At 51.1% G+C, this 18,975-nt stretch carries 15 protein-coding genes, 1 tRNA gene and 3 pseudogenes; 9 read left to right on the forward strand and 10 right to left on the reverse strand.

Annotated elements, in window-relative coordinates; genetic code table 11:
* Positions 1–4: 4 nt before the first annotated feature.
* Positions 5–550: a photosystem II reaction center PsbP gene (gene psbP / locus NDA02_RS15205; RefSeq protein ID WP_190791773.1), complete on the reverse strand. Its 546-nt coding sequence runs from the start codon at positions 548–550 to the stop codon at positions 5–7.
* A 48-nt stretch (positions 551–598) separates the two neighbouring features.
* Positions 599–880 carry a hypothetical protein gene (locus NDA02_RS15210; RefSeq protein WP_190791772.1) on the reverse strand — a complete coding sequence of 94 codons (282 nt, stop codon included), beginning with the start codon at positions 878–880 and terminating at the stop codon, positions 599–601.
* Positions 881–1,336: 456 nt separating this feature from the next.
* Here NDA02_RS15210 and NDA02_RS15215 point away from each other — a divergent pair.
* Positions 1,337–1,408: transfer RNA gene (locus tag NDA02_RS15215), tRNA-Gln, on the forward strand.
* Between the two features lie 15 nt (positions 1,409–1,423).
* Positions 1,424–1,726: an urease subunit gamma gene (gene ureA / locus NDA02_RS15220; RefSeq protein WP_190791771.1), complete on the forward strand. Its 303-nt coding sequence runs from the start codon at positions 1,424–1,426 to the stop codon at positions 1,724–1,726.
* A gap of 93 nt (positions 1,727–1,819) precedes the next feature.
* On the opposite strand, the gene NDA02_RS15225 is transcribed toward ureA, so the two are convergent.
* Positions 1,820–3,136: a D-alanyl-D-alanine carboxypeptidase gene (locus tag NDA02_RS15225; protein WP_190791770.1), complete on the reverse strand. Its 1,317-nt coding sequence runs from the start codon at positions 3,134–3,136 to the stop codon at positions 1,820–1,822.
* A gap of 598 nt (positions 3,137–3,734) precedes the next feature.
* Between NDA02_RS15225 and NDA02_RS15230 the strand changes: the two genes are divergently transcribed.
* Positions 3,735–7,262: a DNA polymerase III subunit alpha gene (locus NDA02_RS15230; protein WP_190791769.1), complete on the forward strand. Its 3,528-nt coding sequence runs from the start codon at positions 3,735–3,737 to the stop codon at positions 7,260–7,262.
* Positions 7,263–7,270: 8 nt separating this feature from the next.
* On the opposite strand, the gene NDA02_RS15235 is transcribed toward NDA02_RS15230, so the two are convergent.
* The gene (locus NDA02_RS15235) at positions 7,271–8,263 is read right to left on the reverse strand and encodes a Rieske 2Fe-2S domain-containing protein (RefSeq protein ID WP_190791768.1); all 993 of its coding nucleotides are present in this window, start codon (positions 8,261–8,263) and stop codon (positions 7,271–7,273) included.
* A 52-nt stretch (positions 8,264–8,315) separates the two neighbouring features.
* On the opposite strand from NDA02_RS15235, the pseudogene NDA02_RS15240 reads away from it, so the two are divergent.
* Together NDA02_RS15240 and NDA02_RS15245 are read left to right on the forward strand one after the other, a co-directional pair.
* Positions 8,316–8,933: pseudogene (locus NDA02_RS15240) on the forward strand (TetR/AcrR family transcriptional regulator); the annotation flags it as partial.
* A 63-nt stretch (positions 8,934–8,996) separates the two neighbouring features.
* Positions 8,997–9,089 (forward strand): annotated as a pseudogene (locus NDA02_RS15245) (TetR/AcrR family transcriptional regulator); the annotation flags it as partial.
* Between the two features lie 12 nt (positions 9,090–9,101).
* Here NDA02_RS15245 and NDA02_RS15250 read toward each other — a convergent pair.
* From NDA02_RS15250 to NDA02_RS15265, 4 genes are all read right to left on the reverse strand, one after another.
* Positions 9,102–10,244: an ABC transporter permease gene (locus NDA02_RS15250; protein ID WP_190791766.1), complete on the reverse strand. Its 1,143-nt coding sequence runs from the start codon at positions 10,242–10,244 to the stop codon at positions 9,102–9,104.
* Between the two features lie 182 nt (positions 10,245–10,426).
* Complete coding sequence (locus NDA02_RS15255) at positions 10,427–11,542, reverse strand: ABC transporter permease (protein ID WP_190791765.1); 1,116 nt, start codon at positions 11,540–11,542, stop codon at positions 10,427–10,429.
* Positions 11,543–11,562: 20 nt separating this feature from the next.
* Positions 11,563–13,605 (reverse strand): ATP-binding cassette domain-containing protein, encoded by a 2,043-nt coding sequence (locus tag NDA02_RS15260; protein WP_348255211.1) that lies wholly within the window; start codon positions 13,603–13,605, stop codon positions 11,563–11,565.
* A gap of 5 nt (positions 13,606–13,610) precedes the next feature.
* On the reverse strand, positions 13,611–14,858 hold the full coding sequence (locus tag NDA02_RS15265) for an HlyD family efflux transporter periplasmic adaptor subunit (protein ID WP_190791763.1): 1,248 nt from the start codon (positions 14,856–14,858) through the stop codon (positions 13,611–13,613).
* A gap of 344 nt (positions 14,859–15,202) precedes the next feature.
* On the opposite strand from NDA02_RS15265, the gene NDA02_RS15270 reads away from it, so the two are divergent.
* Positions 15,203–15,844 carry a TetR/AcrR family transcriptional regulator gene (locus NDA02_RS15270; RefSeq protein ID WP_348255213.1) on the forward strand — a complete coding sequence of 214 codons (642 nt, stop codon included), beginning with the start codon at positions 15,203–15,205 and terminating at the stop codon, positions 15,842–15,844.
* 48 nt (positions 15,845–15,892) lie between these two features.
* Here the strand turns inward: NDA02_RS15270 and NDA02_RS15275 are convergent, their stop codons facing one another.
* Complete coding sequence (locus NDA02_RS15275; protein ID WP_190791761.1) at positions 15,893–16,099, reverse strand: glycogen debranching protein; 207 nt, start codon at positions 16,097–16,099, stop codon at positions 15,893–15,895.
* A gap of 350 nt (positions 16,100–16,449) precedes the next feature.
* Between NDA02_RS15275 and NDA02_RS15280 the strand changes: the two genes are divergently transcribed.
* Entirely contained in the window at positions 16,450–17,340 is an 891-nt protein-coding gene (locus NDA02_RS15280; RefSeq protein ID WP_348255214.1) for a sulfurtransferase, read from the forward strand.
* 487 nt (positions 17,341–17,827) lie between these two features.
* Positions 17,828–18,349, forward strand: a complete 522-nt coding sequence (locus NDA02_RS15285; RefSeq protein ID WP_348246477.1) for an NYN domain-containing protein — start codon at positions 17,828–17,830, stop codon at positions 18,347–18,349.
* Between the two features lie 200 nt (positions 18,350–18,549).
* On the opposite strand, the pseudogene NDA02_RS15290 reads toward NDA02_RS15285, so the two are convergent.
* Positions 18,550–18,792: pseudogene (locus NDA02_RS15290) on the reverse strand (glutamate synthase); the annotation flags it as partial.
* Between NDA02_RS15290 and NDA02_RS15295 the strand changes: the two are divergent.
* The gene (locus NDA02_RS15295; protein ID WP_348255215.1) at positions 18,780–18,932 is read left to right on the forward strand and encodes a hypothetical protein; all 153 of its coding nucleotides are present in this window, start codon (positions 18,780–18,782) and stop codon (positions 18,930–18,932) included. The pseudogene NDA02_RS15290 and the gene NDA02_RS15295 sit on opposite strands and share 13 nt — an antisense overlap.
* Positions 18,933–18,975: the final 43 nt, after the last annotated feature.

Below are 18,975 nucleotides of genomic sequence, written 5' to 3' on the forward strand. Positions count from 1 at the left end.
TTGATTAATAGACCGAGAAGGATTTGGCAACGACCCGAAACAGGTCTTCCACTTTGCCCCAGCGTCGCTCGGTGGTAGAAACATTAAAGGTATAAAGCTGTCCCCGCCGCACCGACACGCTGGCAATACTGTGACGAAGCTGATTCGGGAGCGTTACAGCATATTCCAGCAGATAGTAAGTCTTTTCATCGTCCTGCCGCGCTTCGGCGGATACTAGCTCTGCCTGCCGTCCTGATCCTTCTGGGGCGATCGCACTTTTTGAGAGCCGATAACCCACTTCCGTCGGAGTGCCCAGGTCTTCTAGCGTTTTGTTGTCGCTGACGGGGCTAATAATCACGCTGGCGTTTTCTGTTTCCTCGATCAAGTCATGCAGCACTACATCAGGACCGTTGTTCACCTTTACCTCAACCCAGCCGTTGGGATAGAGGAACTGGTATCCCTGATACGTGTTCACATAGCTTTTCAAACCGGTTCCGGTAGCCGCCGGAGTGCAACTCTGTAGACTCAGGCTCAACACAACGACCAGCACTGCTGCAATCCGCTTCAGCATTCATTTTCCTCAAAACCTATCCAGTAGGATCTTACAGCGATCGGGCGGCTACTGCTGATCGTTCCAGTCTGGGCAGGTATCGTCCTGTTGCCAGCCATAGGGATGAAAGCCACACACCAGCAGACTGCGACTGTCGCGATTATAGCCGTAGGCAATGCCATGGTAGTGGACACAGCCCGCACAGGCTCTTGGACGCGAAGAGCTAACGTCCCGAAAGCCAAGCTGCGATCGAAGAATGTGCTGTTTGCTCTGCTGTCGATGCCAGTGAGCGTAGTCTGCCCGCCGAAACGAATAATTGGCGCGGCTAAAGGGACTTTGAACAGTATCCATAGGTGTGAAGAGGGAGGGGGATAATTTTAATCTACCCGCACGAGAGAAAAATCGATCGATGAAAATATCGCTGGAACCTGAGTCGAAGGGTCAAGATGAGGTTGAGATATAAGTTGAGATTCTGGGAAGCTACGGTCAAAAAGCTAACGTAAAGCAAAAGGGAAATACGCCGCTGCGCTCAAGTTTCAGAATCTCTTTATGCAGTTCTCACTGAGTTCCATCTATCCTTAACACAAGGTTATGTGAAGAGAGGCGATCGCTCGATCGCACACAAACCCCGTAAGCAGAGTATAAAATCACCATTGCCTAGAATGGGGTCAGTTTGCTTCTGCCGGAGGGCTGATTCTATATATCATCCCGAATACGGTAGGAGTTCTGCCCTTGCCTCAGGAAAATTTTTCCAACCGCTTGACACTTTGCCGACCTGTGTTGGTAATATGATGAAGGCGCAGACGATGGGGTGTCGCCAAGTGGTAAGGCAGCGGGTTTTGGTCCCGCCATTCCTAGGTTCGAATCCTAGCACCCCAGTTCAGAGTTAATTTTATGCAACTAACTCCTCAAGAGAAGGACAAGCTTCTTATTTTTACGGCTGCTCTGGTTGCCGAAAGACGCAAGGATCGCGGCATCAAGCTTAACTATCCAGAAGCGATCGCCTATCTTTCAGCAGCAATTCTGGAGGGAGCCAGAGAAGGACGCACCGTTGCCGACTTGATGACCTATGGCACAACGCTGCTGACACGAGCGGACGTGATGGAAGGCATCCCCGAAATGATTCACGAAGTTCAGGTCGAAGCCACCTTTCCCGACGGTACAAAGCTTGTGACCGTTCACGATCCGATTCGCTGACCCGGTCTCTTCAATGTTTCCAGCTCACAGTCTCCAGTTCACCGTTTCCAGCTCACAATATTTCCATCCCACACGGGCTTAGAGCGGGTGCGACTATAGTATCTCGTTGCGCTCCGCAGCCCCCAGACGAGAAGCAGACGGACGCGGTCGATCGCTAGGCTGAATTGCTGGCGGGAGCGGGTTGGGTGCGCCCCAGGCTTGCTGAAGTCTCTGGAGGAGCTGATCTTGCTGTTGGTGGAAGGTTTCGAGGTCGCCTGCGCCCAGGTTGATGATTGTGAACCAGACTAAGCCCCGATCGCGGGTAGGAATCGCGCCTGCCAGCGAGCTGACGGCATTCAGCGTTCCCGTTTTGACGGCTGAGCCGTTGGGCAGTTCTCGCCATTTGAGCGTGCCCGAATCGCGCCCTTGAATCGGATAAATATCGGCAACGGAGAGCTGGCGCGGCTGAAGATATCGCTGCGTCGCAATCAGAATTGCCGTTACGGCTCTGGGGGACAGCCGATTTTGCTCTCCCAAGCCTGAACCGTTGATGATTTGAATCTCTTCCGGGGGAATCTGCGTTGCCTGCAATACTTTTTGCGTCACGCCTGCCGCCCCGCCCAGCATTTGCGCCATCATCTCAGACATGATGTTATTGCTGTAGATATTCATCGCCTTGAGAATGTCGATCATCGGCAGCGATCGGTGGCGAATCAGGGGCGTGAGCGAGCGGGCTTTAAGCTGCTCTAGGGAGTTGACCTGCATGGTGCCGTTGATCTGAATCTGCGGGCGGGCAGTTCCGGGAGGAAGTTTGCTGTGCTGCGCTGCGGCTTCGGCTGACCAGAGATTTGCATCAATTCCCTGCTTTAGCAGCGATCCGGCTTGTGCGGGGTCAGTCTCAAAGTTCATCGCAAAATTGCCAGATACGACCAAGTTGCCTGTCACCTGCCGGATGCCTTTCTGGCTGAGCGAATTGCCCAGGACGATCGCCTCTTCCCACACAAAAAACGGATCGCCGCCCCCCTGCACAATCAGATCGCCCTTCAAAACGCCATCCTCGATCGGGCCTGACGCGCTGATTAGCGTTTCAAACCGATGATCGATCCCCCAGGCTTGGAGGGCTGCAAGCGTGGTTGCCGTTTTGGTGAGAGATGCAGCCGACAGCGGCGCAATCCCCTGATTTTCTGCCAGAATCTCGTTGCCCGCCTGAACCCAGACACCCTGGCCCTCGATCGGTAAATTGAGCCGCGCCATGGTTGCCAGATGGAGCCGCACCGCGAGTTCTGCCTGGGGGTCGGGCTTGCGAACGGCAGCCGATCGCACCCAAACAGTATCGAGCCAGGGGGAAAGATTGGTCGATCGCAAAAGCTGAAGTTTTGGCTCTTGTTGACTAAAGAAAAGGGAAAGGAGTCCTTGAAACAGGTCTAGCACCGTCGAACCATCTCCGAAACTGCGTGCATACCATCCCTGATAATAGACGCTGTTTTATTCCTTAGGGGTGATTTATTTAACGCTCCGATACGGAACTTTATCTCGCATTCTTGAGCTTTGTCGTTGAATGGGGTAAGCCTTGCTTTACTTCCAGCCAGTCTTCAAGCATCGGGTTCAAGTGAGTTACTGTGGTTTGATTTGTGGTTTGATTTACTGGGGTTTACTGCACGGATTGCCCGCCCCGAAATCTCCCGCGAATCCCCCTCAAGTAGAGGACTTGAAACCATTGGCATTCCCGAACACCAAAAATTCCTGCGCTGATCTGAACCTGATCCTAAAAAATTTGGTACGTTGGTACTAAGTAGATAGTGTTTCTGCCGATCGTCCACCCTTGCTTGAGCCCATCTTTTGCTTAAGCCCATCTTTACTTTGAGCCCACCCTTGTTTGAGCGTTAGCGAGTTTTGCATCGAGTTTTATCGACATATCCTACTTATAGCGTTTGCCGTGGTGAAAATTCGTAGAAAATCCTATATATAGTTTGCACGTTGCAGGAATTCGGTTAACCTTATCTCAGCCCTGTGTGTGGTATGAGAGCCTATGTCTTTCGTTGGTCTTCACATTCATAGCGACTATAGCCTGCTGGATGGCGCGAGTCAGTTGCCCGAACTCGTCGATCGCGTGCTGGAACTGGAAATGCCTGCCGTTGCCATTACCGATCACGGCGTGATGTATGGGGCGATCGAGCTGCTAAAGGTTTGCAAGGCAAAGGGCGTAAAGCCGATTATCGGCAACGAAATGTATGTGATCAACGGCGACATCACAAAGCAAGAACGCCGACCGAAATATCATCAGGTCGTCCTGGCGAAGAATAAGCAGGGCTACAAGAATCTGGTGAAGCTGACGACGATTTCGCACCTGAAGGGCTATCAGGGGAAAGGCATTTTTGCGCGTCCCTGCATTAACAAAGATTTGCTGGTGCAGTATCGCGAAGGGCTGATGGTGACGAGTGCCTGTCTGGGTGGAGAAGTACCGCAGGCAATCTTACAGGGCAGACCCGAAATTGCGCGAGAGCGGGCGGGCTGGTACAAGGAAGTTTTCGGCGACGATTATTATCTGGAGCTTCAGGATCACGGATCGCAGGAAGACCGGATCGTAAACGTGGAGCTGGTGAAAATTGCACGCGAGCTGGATATCAAGCTGATCTGCACCAACGACTCGCACTACATCTCCTGTTTCGATGTGGAGGCACACGACGCGCTGCTGTGCATTCAAACCGGAAAGCTGATCACCGAAGAAAAGCGGCTGCGCTATAGCGGCACAGAGTATCTAAAATCGGCGGACGAAATGCGGCGGCTATTCCGCGATCACCTGATCACAGAGATCATTGAAGAAGCGATCGTCAATACGCTGGAAGTCGCAGAGAAAGTCGAAGACTACAACATTTTGGGAGAACCAAGAATCCCTGAATACCCAGTTCCCCCTGGCTACACAACCGCCGCCTATTTCGAGGAAATGACCCGAAAAGGATTGGTCGATCGCTTTGGTTGCCAATCCTACGCAGAAATTGAGCCGGAGTATCAGGAGCGGCTGGAATACGAACTGCAAATGATGCACCAGATGGGCTTTGATGCCTACTTTCTAGTGGTGTGGGACTATATTAAATTCGCTCGCGATAATGGCATTCCTGTGGGTCCAGGCCGGGGGTCAGCGGCGGGGTCGCTGGTGGCATACGCGCTGGGTATTACTAACATCGATCCGGTGCATCACGGACTGCTGTTTGAGCGATTCCTCAATCCAGAACGGAAATCGATGCCGGATATTGATACCGACTTCTGTATCGATCGCCGGGGCGAGGTCATCCAGTACGTCACCGAGAAATACGGGACAGAGCGAGTCGCGCAGATTATTACCTATAACCGCATGGCTTCCAAGGCGGTGCTGAAGGACGTGGCGCGGGTGCTGAATGTGCCCTACGGCGAATCCGATCGCATGACGAAGATGATTCCTGTCTTTCGCGGCAAGCCGACCAAGCTGAAGGTCATGATTTCTGAGGGAACGCCTGCTCCAGAATTCAAGGAGAAATACGACAAAGATATGGTCGTTCCGGCCACTGAGCCGCCTGTGACTTATCGCCGCTGGATTGATATGGCGATGCGGATCGAAGGGACGAACAAAGCAACCGGAGTTCATGCGGCTGGTGTTGTGATTTCTGCTGAACCGCTGGATGAGATCGTGCCCCTGGAAATGAGCAAGGAAGGCGGCGCAGTGACGCAGTATCCGATGGAGGATATCGAATCGCTCGGACTGCTGAAAATGGATTTTCTGGGGCTGAAAAACCTGACGATGATCCAGAAAACGGTGGATCTGGTGAAGGCAAATCATCAGGTTGAGCTGGATCTCGATCGCCTTCCGTTAGACGATCCCAAATCCTATCAACTACTTGCAAGAGGCGAACTCGAAGGCATCTTTCAGCTTGAATCTTCGGGAATGCGTCAAATCGTGCGCGACCTCAAACCTTCGGGCTTAGAAGATATTTCTTCGGTGCTTGCGCTTTATCGTCCGGGACCATTGGATGCAGGACTGATTCCAAAATTCATTAATCGCAAACACGGTATTGAAAAGATTGAATACGAACATGAATTGCTGAAAGGCATTCTCAATGAAACCTACGGAATTATGGTCTATCAAGAGCAGATCATGAAGATCGCTCAGGATATGGGCGGATATTCCTTAGGACAAGCGGATTTGCTTCGAAGAGCAATGGGAAAGAAGAAAAAGGAGGAAATGGAAAAGCACCAAAGCATTTTTGTGGAAGGGGCAAAAAAGAATCAAGTCCAACCTAAAGTTGCAGCAGGTTTGTTTGAGCAAATGGTTAAGTTTGCCGAATACTGCTTCAACAAATCCCACTCGACAGCGTATGGATACGTCACGTTTCAAACTGCCTATCTAAAAGCAAATTATCCTGTCGAATACATGGCGGCACTGCTGACCGCAAACAGCGGCGATCAGGACAAAGTGCAGAAATATATTGCCACCTGCTACAGCATGGGAATTACGGTTGAGCCGCCGGACATTAATCGATCGGGCTTTGACTTCACACCTTTAAGCGACACCATTCTGTTCGGATTATCCGCCGTGCGAAATGCCGGAGAAGGGGCGATCGAGCATGTTTTGGTGGCACGAACAGAAGGCGGCAAATTCACATCACTGGCAGATTTGTGCGATCGAATTGATCCGCGCACCGTCAACCGCAGAGCCTTAGAAGCTTTGATTCAGTGCGGCGCAATGGACTCGATCGATCTCAATCGCAAACAGCTGGTAAACGATTTGGAATATGTGCTGGACTGGGCGCAGTCGCGGGCAAAAGATCGGGCAGTGGGTCAGGGCAATTTGTTTGATTTGTTCGGCAGCACGGGTGAGAGTAATACCACCACTACCAACTTTGAAAGTGCGCCCAAGGCTCCCTCCACCGAGGACTATCCGCCGCAGGAAAAGCTAAGGCTAGAAAAGGAATTGCTCGGCTTCTACATCTCCGATCATCCGCTGAAATCCGTGCATCAAGCCGCCAAAGTGCTCGCACCCATCAACCTCTCTGACCTGGGAGACAAGCCGGATAGCGTCACCCTGAGCGCGATCGTCATGATCAGCAACCTCAAGCCCGTGATGACCAAGAAAGGCGATCGCATGGCAGTGCTGCAAATCGAAGACCTGACCGGACAGGCAGAAGCCGTCGTCTTCCCGAAAGCGTATGAGCGAATTGCCCATCTTTTGGAAGTCGATGCCCGTCTGATGGTGTGGGGCAAGGTCGATCGGCGAGACGATCGCAATCAGCTTGTGATTGAAGATGCGGAGGCGATCGAGGCAGTGCGAATGGTGATGGTGGAGTTAGAGGCAAGGCTGGCAGGCGATGTCGTCAAACAGCACGAACTGCGAACCATTCTGCTCGATCAGCGCGGCACAGACGACCAGGGTAAGATTCCTGTAATCGCAGTCGTCACCGGACAGGAGCGGCGTGAGCTGGTGCGGTTAGGGGCACAGTTTCGCATTCCCAACCCGGAAGCCGCAGTGAATGCCCTGATGCAGGCAGGATTTCGAGCAAGAGCTTCTTCGCTCACGGGTAAATAGACGAGTGATTATTTGGAAAGATTTGGTTCGACCACAGTGGGAAAACTCTCAAAGTTGCGTCGTACCCAATCCATTCCCACTTCGTTGTTGAGTTTAATCTTCTGCAGCGTGCCGGGATAAAGCTTGCCCAAAATGTCAGCATCCTGATCAATAACGACCTTACCGAATTTGAGATAGGTACTGCCAAACAGCTTAAAGGCAGGATGTTTCGCTTGACCAAACAGCAGAATGTAGGTGCGAGTGCGATTCTCGGCTTCTGGGACAAAGAAATGGCACTGTACTGCTTTGCCCAACGGCATTTCGCCATGAAAGATGATGAGAGAAGGAAAGTGATTTTCCAGGTGTGCCTTAATTACGGTGGGAAGCAGAAACAAATCAGGTTTTCTCAGTTTTTCGGTTAGCTTGTAGGGCGCGGTGGGCAAGTCATAGAACGCATGGGAATGATGCCCGTTATCCATAAACTGATGAAACTCTACGTCTGTAATGCGAAACAAGTCTCGATGCGTGCCGTTTTGATGGTTGTAATCATGCATATTCAGCAGCATCGTTAATAAATCAGTTTCAACACTTCGATCGCCCGTATGCCCAATAAAGTAATATTTCTCGGCAATTTCATTCAACACAGTCGGAATCGGAACCTTGGGTTCGTATCCACCGTATGACCAGATGAAATCGCCTTGAATAATGAGTTCTAAGGGCTTCAATTGCGGCAATGTTTTCTTACCAGAACCCGGTAGAACAGTGCAGCCCGCCGGATCAAAGGGCAAGGCATGAAACGGACACACTACCACACTGGTGCCGTCCTTTTGCATTTCGCACCATCCTTCTGACAGCATTGCTCCCATGTGCGGACAGGCATTGGGTAAGGCATGAATTTTCCCCACACCATCCTTCCACATCACATAATCAACGCCATACAAAGCAATCTTTTGGGGTTGGTTTACCTTTAGCATCGATTGATGTGCCAATAGCCAAGGCGCACCAGGAAGCATCGAGCGCATGGTGTTCTCCGTTAAAGCTAAAATTGTGAAAAATCCGTCGTGTTTCCAAAATATGACAGAACTTTCACATTCGTCAAGCCCTCATTCGCCCATCAATTTGCGTCGCCAGCCTAAACAGCAGCGCAGTAAGGCACGGGTTGAGAAAATTCTGGATGCGGCGGCGGCAGTGTTTGATGAGGTTGGCTATGAAGCTGCAACTACTCACATGATCGCTGCCAGAGCAGGAACGGCGATCGGTTCGCTCTATCAGTTTTTTCCAGACAAAGCTGCCATCTTCAAGGCGATGGAGTTACGCCATGCAGAGCGAGTAAACGCATTTTGGCAACAGGCAGAGATTCCTTCGATCGTTCAGCTACCACTGCGCCAAATGATTCACACACTGGTATCAGCAACCGCAGAACTGTTTACCCATCCAGTATCGCGTGTGGTGTTTGTACAGTTTTATCTAGCCCGTCAGATTTTTCAATCGATCGATGAAAGTATGACGCAGGACGCGATCGGCTTTATGGCGAATATTCTGAAGCATCGAAACCCTGCCTTGCCTGAAGCGCAGTACAGTCTCCTTGCAGAGGTGTGTGTGCATAGCACCAATGCCCTGATTCTCGCGGCACTTCGCAGTCCTGATCCGGCACATCGTCAACGACTGATGCAGCAAATTGAGGACGTGATGGTGTCGTATTTGGAACCGTATGTGGGCGATCGTCAGTCAGGTGATGTAATGAAAGTAATGATATGCCCTCACTGCCAATCCAAACAGCTCTCAAAGAACGGGTATCGACGGGGCAAACAGTGCTATCTCTGTAAGGACTGTAGAAAGCAGTTTGTAATTTAGTTTTGATCAGCTCAACTGATTGCGAAACTGTCGGATGCTGAAGCCAAGCAGGACGATCGCAAAAACAGCCAGCGCGACAATATTGATCCAGAGTTCACCCACGCCAACGCCTTTTAATAAAAATCCTCTGGCGATCGCCACATAATGTCTGAGAGGATTGAGCAGGGAAAGGTAGCGGAAAAAGGCAGGCATACTTTCGATCGGCGCAATTGCCCCCGAAGTTTGAATGAGCGGCAAGTTAATAAAAAACGAAGTGAGAACGACCTGCCGCTGATTTTTAGAAATGGTCGCAAGCAAAATTCCGACCCCAATTCCCACACATAAATACAGCGCAGAAATCAGGAAAAACAGCAGTAAATTACCGCGAAAAGGCAAATTAAACACAACCTTACCCACCGTCAGCGCAAGACACACATCCCCCAGCAGCAAAATAAACAGCGGCACAATTTTTGCTAGTAAAATTTCCCAGGCTTCTGCGGGAGTCATCAAAAGTTGTTCTAGGGTTCCAGTATCCTTTTCACGCACCACGGTTGAAGAAGACACCAACGAGCCGGTGAGCGTGAGCACCAGTCCCAACACGCCCGGCACAAAAAACCAGCTACTAATTAAGCCCGGATTATACAGAAAAACAACTTCAGGCTCGACCAAGGGAGACACAGGATTGGAATTCAATCGACGGCTAAATTGATTGATAATTTGCGAGAGATAACCGCTTGCGATTCCGGCAGTATTAGCGTCAACGCCGTCGATTAGAACCTGGACTTCTGCGGTTTCATTTTCTTTTAACTTGCGATCGAAATCTGGTGGAATAACCAAGCCTGCGGTAATTTTGCCAAGCTGTACCTGTTTCCCTAATTCCGCTTCGCTATACAAATAATTTTCGGTTACAAAAATGCGGTTTTCGGTCATTGCCGTCACCAGTTCGCGACTCGTGCTACTGTTGGCATAATCAACCACGCCCATCTTGATAAAATGCACGTCTGGGCTGAGTGCAAATCCATAGATTAAAAGCTGAATGGTGGGTGGAAAGATCAGCAAAAAGATAAGCTGTTTGTTGCGGAGAATTTGATTGATTTCTTTGCGAGCCAGTGCCCAAACGCGGCTATTCAGCAGGCGATCGATCAGTGGATAATCAATTACTTTTTTCATCGCTGAATCACCCTTAACTACACCTTTGTTTGCCTGATTGATGAAGTTGTTTAATCCGTCTTAAGAGTTCTACATTGCCCCTATTCTCTTCAAGCCTGGGAAACTTTGAGCATCTTAAAGAAAACTCGGTTTCCCTTAAAATTAGGGGTTCGGGTCGTGGTGATCACGTTTCAAACCTCCTCTTAGTCCGGTAACTGCATTCGGCTCAAACTTTGCCGTGCCCGATTAAATAAAAATAATCCCAAAAGAATCAGCATTAACACTGCCCACCACACGCCAGTCCAGCCGGTTCCGCGCACAAAGGCATCCCGAATAATGGGAATGTAGTATCGGGCAGGAACAATATTAGAAATAAGCGACAGCGGAAAGGGAATATTATTGAGCGGATAAATGAAACCAGAGAGCAGAAAAGCGGTGAGAAAGCCGATCGTTGCGACTGCCTGCACTGCTGCATTTTGACTTGCCGCTCTTGTGCCGATCATGATGCCAAACAGCACCGCAACCAGAATAAACAGCGGCGTTCCAATCAAAAATGGAGTCGGGTCGCCTGTGAAGCGCAAGCCAAATAGAATCACACTTGTGCCGATAATTAACAGTCCTTCCAATAAACCAATCACTAGATAGGCAAATGCCTTGCCGAGAATCAATTCGATCGCACTTAAACTGGAAGCATAAACCTGTAAAATTGTGCCCTGTTCTTTTTCCCGCACCATTGCCAGCGATGATAGCAGCGATGGATAAATCCATAAAATCACCGCACAGGTTCCCGGCACAATGTAGAGCGATTCTTTGCGTCCCGGATTGAACCAAATACGAATTCGAGGAACAATTAATGGCTGATTTTGCTGCAGTCCAGAAACTCTGACAAAGTACCGCGTGGTAGACTCAATACTGCCGCGAATTACCCGCGCATTATTGACATCACTTCCATCTATCAAAACTTGAACCGTAACAGATTCGCCGTTCTTAAGATTGCGCGAGAAATCGGGTGGAATAATAATTCCAGCTGTCGCTTTGCCCCGATCGATCATCTCAACCACCGACTGATTTAAGGGACGTTCAACTAAATTCAGCTGATTTGTCGCATAGAGTCTTTCGATATAACTGCGGCTTAGCAGTGTATTATCTAAATCCTGTACGGTGAGCGGAATATTTTTTGCTTCCAATCGAATTGCATAGCCAAAAATAAACAGTGTTAATAAAGGCAGCAAAAACGCCAGTGCAACAGTTAATCGATCGCGGCGGAACTGAGCTAATTCTTTGATGCACTGAGACCAAATTCGCTGCGGCTTAATCATTGCGCTGTCCTCTGAATTGGCTATGCTTCTGCTCGCTGCACAATACCGATAAACGCATCTTCGAGCGTGAAAGAAATTGGGCGAATTGATTGAACTTCAATGCGGGTTCCGTCTGGCTTCTGATAGGCAAATAGCCAGGTTTTAATTTGCGGCATCTCGCGATCGGGATTGTCTAAAACCAGGTGAAGTCGATCGCCAAAAATCGAGACGCGCCAGGGTTCCATCTGGGTTTTTAGCAAATCTGAAGCTGCCTGATTTTGGTTAGTTACCAGCTCGATTAATCGTCCGGGCTGCGCTGCTTTGATCTGGGTCGGCGATCCTTCTGCAACGACCTCGCCCGCCACCAGAAATCCCATGTAATTACAGTGTTCCGCTTCTTCGAGATAGTGCGTTGTTACCAAAACGGCTGTGCCGCGACGGGCAAAATCCTCAATTAACCGCCAGAACTGCCGCCGCGCCAGAGGGTCAACTCCCGAAGTTGGCTCATCTAGAAACAGGATTTCCGGCTCATGCATGACGGATGCACCAAAGGCAACGCGCTGCTTCCAGCCTCCGGGCAAGCCTCCGGTGATTAAGTCCTCCTGTCCTTCTAAACCGCAGATGTGCAGCACCCAGTCAATTTTTTCGCGTCGCTGCGATCGAGGAACGCCATACACCCCGCAATAGAATTCGAGATTTTGGACGATCGAGAGGTCGTCGTACAGCGTGAACTTCTGGCTCATGTAGCCAATCCGTCGCCGCAAATCGGGGTCGCGCAAATTACTGGTTTGTCCTGCCAGGGAAATTTCGCCGCCGCTGGCAGAGAGTAAGCCGCAGAGCATTTTGATCGTGGTGGTTTTTCCGGCTCCGTTTGCGCCCAACAAGCCGTAGATTTCGCCATAGCGAACTTGCAGCGTCACATCTTTAACCGCCTGAAAGTTGCCGAAGGTTTTGTAGAGATGATGGGTTTCGATCGCCGCAGTTCCTTTCGCAGCTCTGGATCCTTCGCGATCCGATCCGAAGGAGTTCCCGCTTGGGAGTAATCGCGGAAAGGGCACAAACGGCGACTCAGCCCCCTGATGGCGCAACTGGGTCACGAAGACATTTTCCAGCGTCACGTCAACGGGTTCGATTTCCGATATTTTCAGCCGCTCCTGTTGGGCAATTTGCTGAATCGTTTTCGTTCCCTCTTCCGGCGAATGCACCAGCACATCCAGCCGATCGCCAAAGGTCTGCACGTCTACTAAAGCCGAATCGCGGGTTTCACCCAACGGGGAAGGGCTTCGCATCGCTGCTAACAGTGCCCGTTCTACGGCAGCAAGCTGAGGAGTTCGCAGTTCCAGTCGAGATAAACCCAGATTTTGCCTGAGCTGGCGCAATGTTCCGGTCTGCTGAATCTTGCCTTCATACATCAGGGAAATTCGGTTGCAGCGTTCTGCTTCGTCCAGGTAGGGAGTTGCGACTACGATCGTCATGCCCTGACTTGCCAACGTCGCCAGCACATCCCAAAATTCCCGTCGCGAAACCGGGTCAACGCCTGTCGTGGGTTCATCCAGCAGCAAAATTTCCGGCTCCGACACCAGCGCACAGCAAAGGGCAAGCTTCTGCTTCATGCCGCCCGATAGCTGACCCGCCAACCGATCGCCAAACCGATCGAGATCCATCAGCTTGAGATAGCGATCGCACCGCTCCTGAAAACGATCGGACGGAATCTGGCGCAGTCCGGCACTGTAGCGTATGTTTTCGTCCAGGCTCAAGTCCAGATACAGCGAAAACTGCTGCGTCAAATAGCCAATGCCCAACCGCGCATCGCGAGGCGATCGTCCCAACACCTGAATCTCGCCTGCGCTTGCCTCCATCACGCCCGCCAGAATTTGAAACGTCGTCGTCTTTCCGGCTCCGTCAGGACCAATCAAGCCAAAAATCTCGCCGCGCTGCACCTCAAAATCAATGCTCTGAACGGCGATCGTCTGATTGTTCTTTTTGCCATAGTGTTTTTGCAGTCCTGCCACTCGAATCACGGGTTCTGTTGCAGCAGGAACCGGACGGGCAGAAGCAAAGGAAGCAGGCTGAGTCTGAGTCATATTGGCTAACGATTAGGTTCGATTGTTGCGTCCGCAGGCATTCCCGGCTTGGCAAATCCGCCCGGTTCCTCGATCGCCAGCTTCACACCAAACACCTGCTGCACCCGGTCTTCTCGAAAGTAGATATTCTCCGGGGTAAACGAGGCTTCCGAATCAATCTCGACCACGCTGGCAACCAGTGGGCGGTCTGGGTCAGAGTCAAGGTACACGTTCGCACGCTGCCCAACTCGGACTAAGCCAATCTGTCCTGCTGGAATAAAGCCGCGCAGATACACCGTGTTTAAATCGAGCACAGTCAGCAGCGTTTTGCCTGCCGTCACGACCGTTCCCGGTTCTACGGTGCGATCGGTAATCACGCCGTTAATCGGGCTATTGATCGTTAGATCGTTGAGCTGCGCCACAATCCGCTGACGTTCTGCTTCGGCATTGCGGACTTCTGCCTGGGCGGCGGCGAGCTGTGCCCGTGCCTGCGCTACCTGAGCATTGAGGCGATCGAGCTGCACGGTGTTAATTTCGGGGTTAAGCGTGGTGGTTTGCGTCTGAGTCAGTCCGCCCTGAGCCGCCGTAATCTGACGCTGGGCTGCATTCACCGCTGCTTGCCGACTAGTGAGGGTTGCCTGTGCGGTGCGAAATGCGGCATTCGCTTCGTCAAATCGCTGCTGAGTGACTGCCCCTTCCTGGACGAGCTGAGCAAATCGATCGCGATCCTGGCGGGCTAGCTCAAGCTGTGCCTGGGCCTCTGTTACCTGTGCCCGTGCCTGTTCGAGCTGTGCCTGGGCGGCGGCGACCTGCGCCTCTGCCTGAGAAACACGCCCCTGCGTATCGCCCTCTGCTTGCTGAAGCCGCAACTGTGCCTCCTCGATCTGAGTTTGCAGCACATTGAGCTGGAGCTGAGCATTTTGTACCTGATTTTTGGCAGATTGAATCCGGGCTTCGGTTCCGGCGAGCTGTGCCCGCAGTTCATCATCGTCCAGCCGCGCTAAAAGCTGTCCTTTTTGCACCTGTGCCCCTTCCCGCACGGTGACTTCTTCGACTCGCCCCGGCACCTGAGTGCCCACATCTGTTTCGTAGCCTTCAATCCGTCCACTGAGCTGTAGTTCGTCTGTAGCGGGGCGCGACAGAAAATACCAGGCAGTTAATCCTCCCCCGGCAGCCAACAGGGCGATCGGCAACAGAACCCTTTTGCGGCGCGATCGGGGCTGAACTACGGGCGGAACGGCAGTCTTTTCAGAACTGGGAAGTGTTTGTGCCATACGGGGAACTGCCAGAGTCGAATGATTTGAGAGAAATCTTTGAGGGGGACTTGAGACAGATTTCAGAGAAATACGGGGAAAAGAAAGAGATAGAAGGAGATACAGAGAGAAATAAGTTTTGAAAAGGGAGCCGGGGAAGGAACTTTGATCACACTAGACTGTCTAGTATGATTACAAGCAAAATCCTAGCGCGATCGCCCAAACCGGACAAGCATCCCTGAAAATTGTTTACATAGCAGGGATTAAACGACCCTGATCTAGGAGCATGAACCAAATTCTTGGGTCTGACCTCTTGAACAGGATAGAGCTTTAACCCCCTTGAACCCCTCTTTGAAACCCACCCCTTGAAGCCAGAGACAAGCAAAGCCACAATGCACAGCAGTTCCCCCCTTGAGGTAATCAGCAGCGACAAGCGAGAGCAGATTTTGCAGGGCGCAATGCAGGTGTTTTTAAGCCAGGGCTACGCCAGCACCAGCATGGATCGGGTTGCGGCGGCGGCGGGTGTCTCCAAGCAAACTATCTATAGTTACTTTCAAGATAAACAAGGGCTATTTACCGCTCTAATCGAACGGGTGACGATCGATCGAATGCAGCACATCTTCCGTGCCGAGGAATTGAGCGACGAACCCGAACTGCTGCGATACTTCGCCGAATCGTTTCTTCAAAAAATGGCAAACCCAGAATTCCTGAGCCTGCTGCGAATTATTATTTCTGAATCTGCCCGCTTCCCCGAACTCGCCAACCTCTACACCCGCACGGTCATTCAGCGAGGGCGATCGATCCTGACCGACTACTTCCAGCGTCACCCCGAACTTCGCATCGCCGACCCCGAAGCCACTGCCCAGATCTTCTGCGGCTCCCTGATCTCTTTCTTAATTGCTCAAGAAATTCTCTATGGCAAAGAGGTTGCACCCCTGGCAGGCGATCGCCTGGTCAATGCCCTGGTCACCCTCTTCCTCGATCGCACCTCTCCCCATCCCAACTAATCCCCTCACCTTTCCACCCCTCGGCTCCCTCGACTCCCTCGACTCCCCCTAATCCAGCTTCAATGCATTCACCGGAACCTCATCCCACGACTCCACCTCCCGCATCTGCGTAAACCACCCCTCCTGTTTCTGAGCCGTCGTCAGGTTTGCTTCAAACGAATCGTGGCACTCCTGCGCCTGAACCTCATTGCAGCAAGCAATACAAGCCCGGATAATCCCAGAAGAATCGATTTGCTCATTGACCCAAATTTTCACGCCGATCGCCCCCGTTCACGCAAGAAATTCACTGTCGAAATAGGGTTTTCATGATCACAATTGTGACAGACCCTCCTCTAAGGTTTTACCGGACAGTTGGGGCGATCGCAATCACTGATTGCAATGACTGACTGCAATAACCGACTCGCAAGAGTTGATGCACAGCACTTACTATTTATAATTCCTATAATTCAGATAATTCAGGACAGGATTTCTAGATTGCCGATGACGCACTGCTGGCAACGGGTTTTCTTTGATCAACTTAAGCCGATAAGCCAGGCTTTCCCAAAATGGAAGGGCTAAGAAACGGTGCGGGCGACCCAGAACAAACCAGAACAAAATTACAGGCAATGACCCATTCAACCCACTCTCCGATCTGGAATGTCTCACGCTCAGGCTGGATTGTTTCTCCTGATTGGCTGGCGGAGCATCTGAACGATTCCCGGATTGCGATCGTAGACTGTCGCTTTTCGCTGATGCAGCCTGAGCTGGGACAGGAACAATACCGCACAAGCCATATTCCTGGCGCGTTTTATCTGGATCTGAATCGGGACTTATCCAGTCCAGTCGGGCAACACGGCGGACGACATCCCCTCCCCGACCCGGCAATTCTAGCAGAGAAGCTCAAGGCGATCGGCATTCGATCGGCTGCATTCGGGCAGGAACCAACGCTCGTCGTGGCTTATGACGATTCGCGGTTTGGCTTTGCGGCGCGGCTCTGGTGGCTCTTACGCTATCTCGGACACGATCAGGTGGTGCTGCTCGACGGCGGCTTTCAAACCTGGCAGGACAAAGGCTATCCCGTCAGCCGCGAACCTTCGATCGCCCAACCCGGCAACTTTGTGCCCCAGGTGCGTTCAGATTGGGTGGTTGATATCGAAACAGTCAGGGCAAGCCAAAATCATCCAGGCATTGTGCTGGTTGATTCGCGAGAAGCAGAACGCTATCGAGGAGAACGGGAGCCGATCGATCCGATCGCAGGTCATATTCCTGGCGCGGTGAACTATCCCTGGCAGGAAGTGACGGGCGCAGATGGACTGGCACAGCCTCCGGTGGTTCAGCAGCAGCGATGGTCAGACATTCAAAATGCGCCAGAAATTTGGGTCTACTGCGGGTCGGGTGTGACGGCCTGTGTCAATCTGCTGTCGCTGGCAATGGCAGACTTGCCCCAGGGAAAGCTCTATGCCGGAAGCTGGAGTGACTGGTGCTCGTATCAGACGGATACATCCTCTGCCTCCTGAGGAAAACGCCCTTTACCATCAGCAACAGGAAGCCTGCGATCGGGTCAAGAGCTGCACTGAGAGCGATTTGCTGTAACATTGGAGGCGTATCGCTGACTTTAACTTAACAATTCTATAATGTTCAATTTATAATGCTCAAAATAATGCTCAAATTTAGGTTTTTGCTGACATTTCGCTGACATTAGGAGGATGATTGACTGCGGCGGCGGCTGTGACTTCTCAACTCAGATTGCTGTGATCCAGCACAGTTGACTTTACAAGTCTGGCGGCTGCGCGTATAAAATTGACTTGACTACAAATGGTTGATTACGAGTAGCTGATTACAGCCTGAAGCGGTCATTTTGTTGATTTTGATTTGTCTGGTTTTACTGATTGCCTGAAAATGGCAGCGGGCCGCAATTGACACCCCTATCTCTAACGCTTTATTTGACTTTCCATCCTTCAACTTTTTCCTAAAAATTCTAAAAAATATAGGTCTAGAGCTTCTATGTCTTCATCGATGAACCGTCTTTCGATTTTTGTAGACGGCAACAATATGTTTTATGCTCAACAAAAGAATGGGTGGTTCTTTGATCCAAGACGGGTGCTGGAATACTTTACCCGTACTATTACTGATGTCAAGCTGGTGAATGCCTTCTGGTACACCGGACTTAAAGACCCGCAGGATCAGCGAGGCTTTCGCGACGCGCTAATCAGTTTGGGCTACACCGTTCGCACCAAAATTTTGAAAGAGTACTACGACGATAGTTCGGGTCGCATCTCTCAAAAAGCAAATCTGGACATTGAAATTGTCGTTGATATGTTTAGCACCGTCGATCAGTATGATCAGGTGATTTTGTTTAGCGGAGACGGAGATTTTGAGCGGGCGATCGAACTTCTGCGTGCTAAAAATACCCACATTACAGTCGTTTCAACCGAAGGCATGATTGCACGAGAACTGCGAAATGCCACCGATCGCTATATTGATTTAAACGATATTCGTTCTCATATTGAAAAATCTGATAATTAGTCTAATTAACAGTCTAATCGGCTTGATTTCAGAGGGTGTTTTAAGGGCCGCGATTGCAACCCAGATCACCCTCCGAACGGGTCAATTCTGAGGGGAACTGAGCATCCTTCCGATACTCAAAGTCCCCCCTCGCTCTTTTAGAACAGCACTCCTTGAAATGGGAGAGGATGTGCAATTCAGGACATCTCAAAGACGTTGCCTTAGGGTAAATCTGTGGCTCCCATCAGATATCGATCGCACTCGCGGGCAACCCCTCGCCCTTCATTCATTGCCCAGACCACGAGACTTTGACCCCGCCGACAGTCGCCTGTGGCAAACACGCCCGGAATGCTAGTGGCATAGGAGCCATACTCCGCTTTCACATTGCTACGCGGATCGCGATCGAGTCCGAGGGCATCGAGGAGGGGCTGTTCGGGTCCGAGAAATCCCATTGCCAGCAGGACAAACGAGAAACGCCAAGTACGAGATCCAGCGATTCAAGGGTTTGGGTGAAACGATGCCCCAGCAGTTCCGGGATACCACGATGAACCCCCGACAGATCTGGACATTTAAGAGTTGTCCGAGCGCAGACGAGTTGAAATAGTATAGGAGCAGCCACCCAGGGGATAGCTGCTTTTTCGGATTCA

It is taken from the genome of Leptolyngbya sp. ST-U4 (genome assembly GCF_039962215.1).
Taxonomy (GTDB): Bacteria; Cyanobacteriota; Cyanobacteriia; order Elainellales; family Elainellaceae; genus Leptolyngbya_A.

Excerpts from the sequence above, each read along its gene's own strand:
- NDA02_RS15260 (WP_348255211.1), bottom strand. The coding sequence starts at position 13,605 with ATGACTCAGACTCAGCCTGCTTCCTTTGCTTCTGCCCGTCCGGTTCCT.
- NDA02_RS15280 (WP_348255214.1), top strand. The coding sequence starts at position 16,450 with ATGACCCATTCAACCCACTCTCCGATCTGGAATGTCTCACGCTCAGGC.
- NDA02_RS15285 (WP_348246477.1), top strand. The coding sequence starts at position 17,828 with ATGTCTTCATCGATGAACCGTCTTTCGATTTTTGTAGACGGCAACAAT.
- NDA02_RS15265 (WP_190791763.1), bottom strand. The coding sequence starts at position 14,858 with ATGGCACAAACACTTCCCAGTTCTGAAAAGACTGCCGTTCCGCCCGTA.
- psbP (WP_190791773.1), bottom strand. The coding sequence starts at position 550 with ATGCTGAAGCGGATTGCAGCAGTGCTGGTCGTTGTGTTGAGCCTGAGT.
- NDA02_RS15255 (WP_190791765.1), bottom strand. The coding sequence starts at position 11,542 with ATGATTAAGCCGCAGCGAATTTGGTCTCAGTGCATCAAAGAATTAGCT.
- NDA02_RS15250 (WP_190791766.1), bottom strand. The coding sequence starts at position 10,244 with ATGAAAAAAGTAATTGATTATCCACTGATCGATCGCCTGCTGAATAGC.
- NDA02_RS15210 (WP_190791772.1), bottom strand. The coding sequence starts at position 880 with ATGGATACTGTTCAAAGTCCCTTTAGCCGCGCCAATTATTCGTTTCGG.
- NDA02_RS15235 (WP_190791768.1), bottom strand. The coding sequence starts at position 8,263 with ATGCGCTCGATGCTTCCTGGTGCGCCTTGGCTATTGGCACATCAATCG.
- NDA02_RS15230 (WP_190791769.1), top strand. The coding sequence starts at position 3,735 with ATGTCTTTCGTTGGTCTTCACATTCATAGCGACTATAGCCTGCTGGAT.
- ureA (WP_190791771.1), top strand. The coding sequence starts at position 1,424 with ATGCAACTAACTCCTCAAGAGAAGGACAAGCTTCTTATTTTTACGGCT.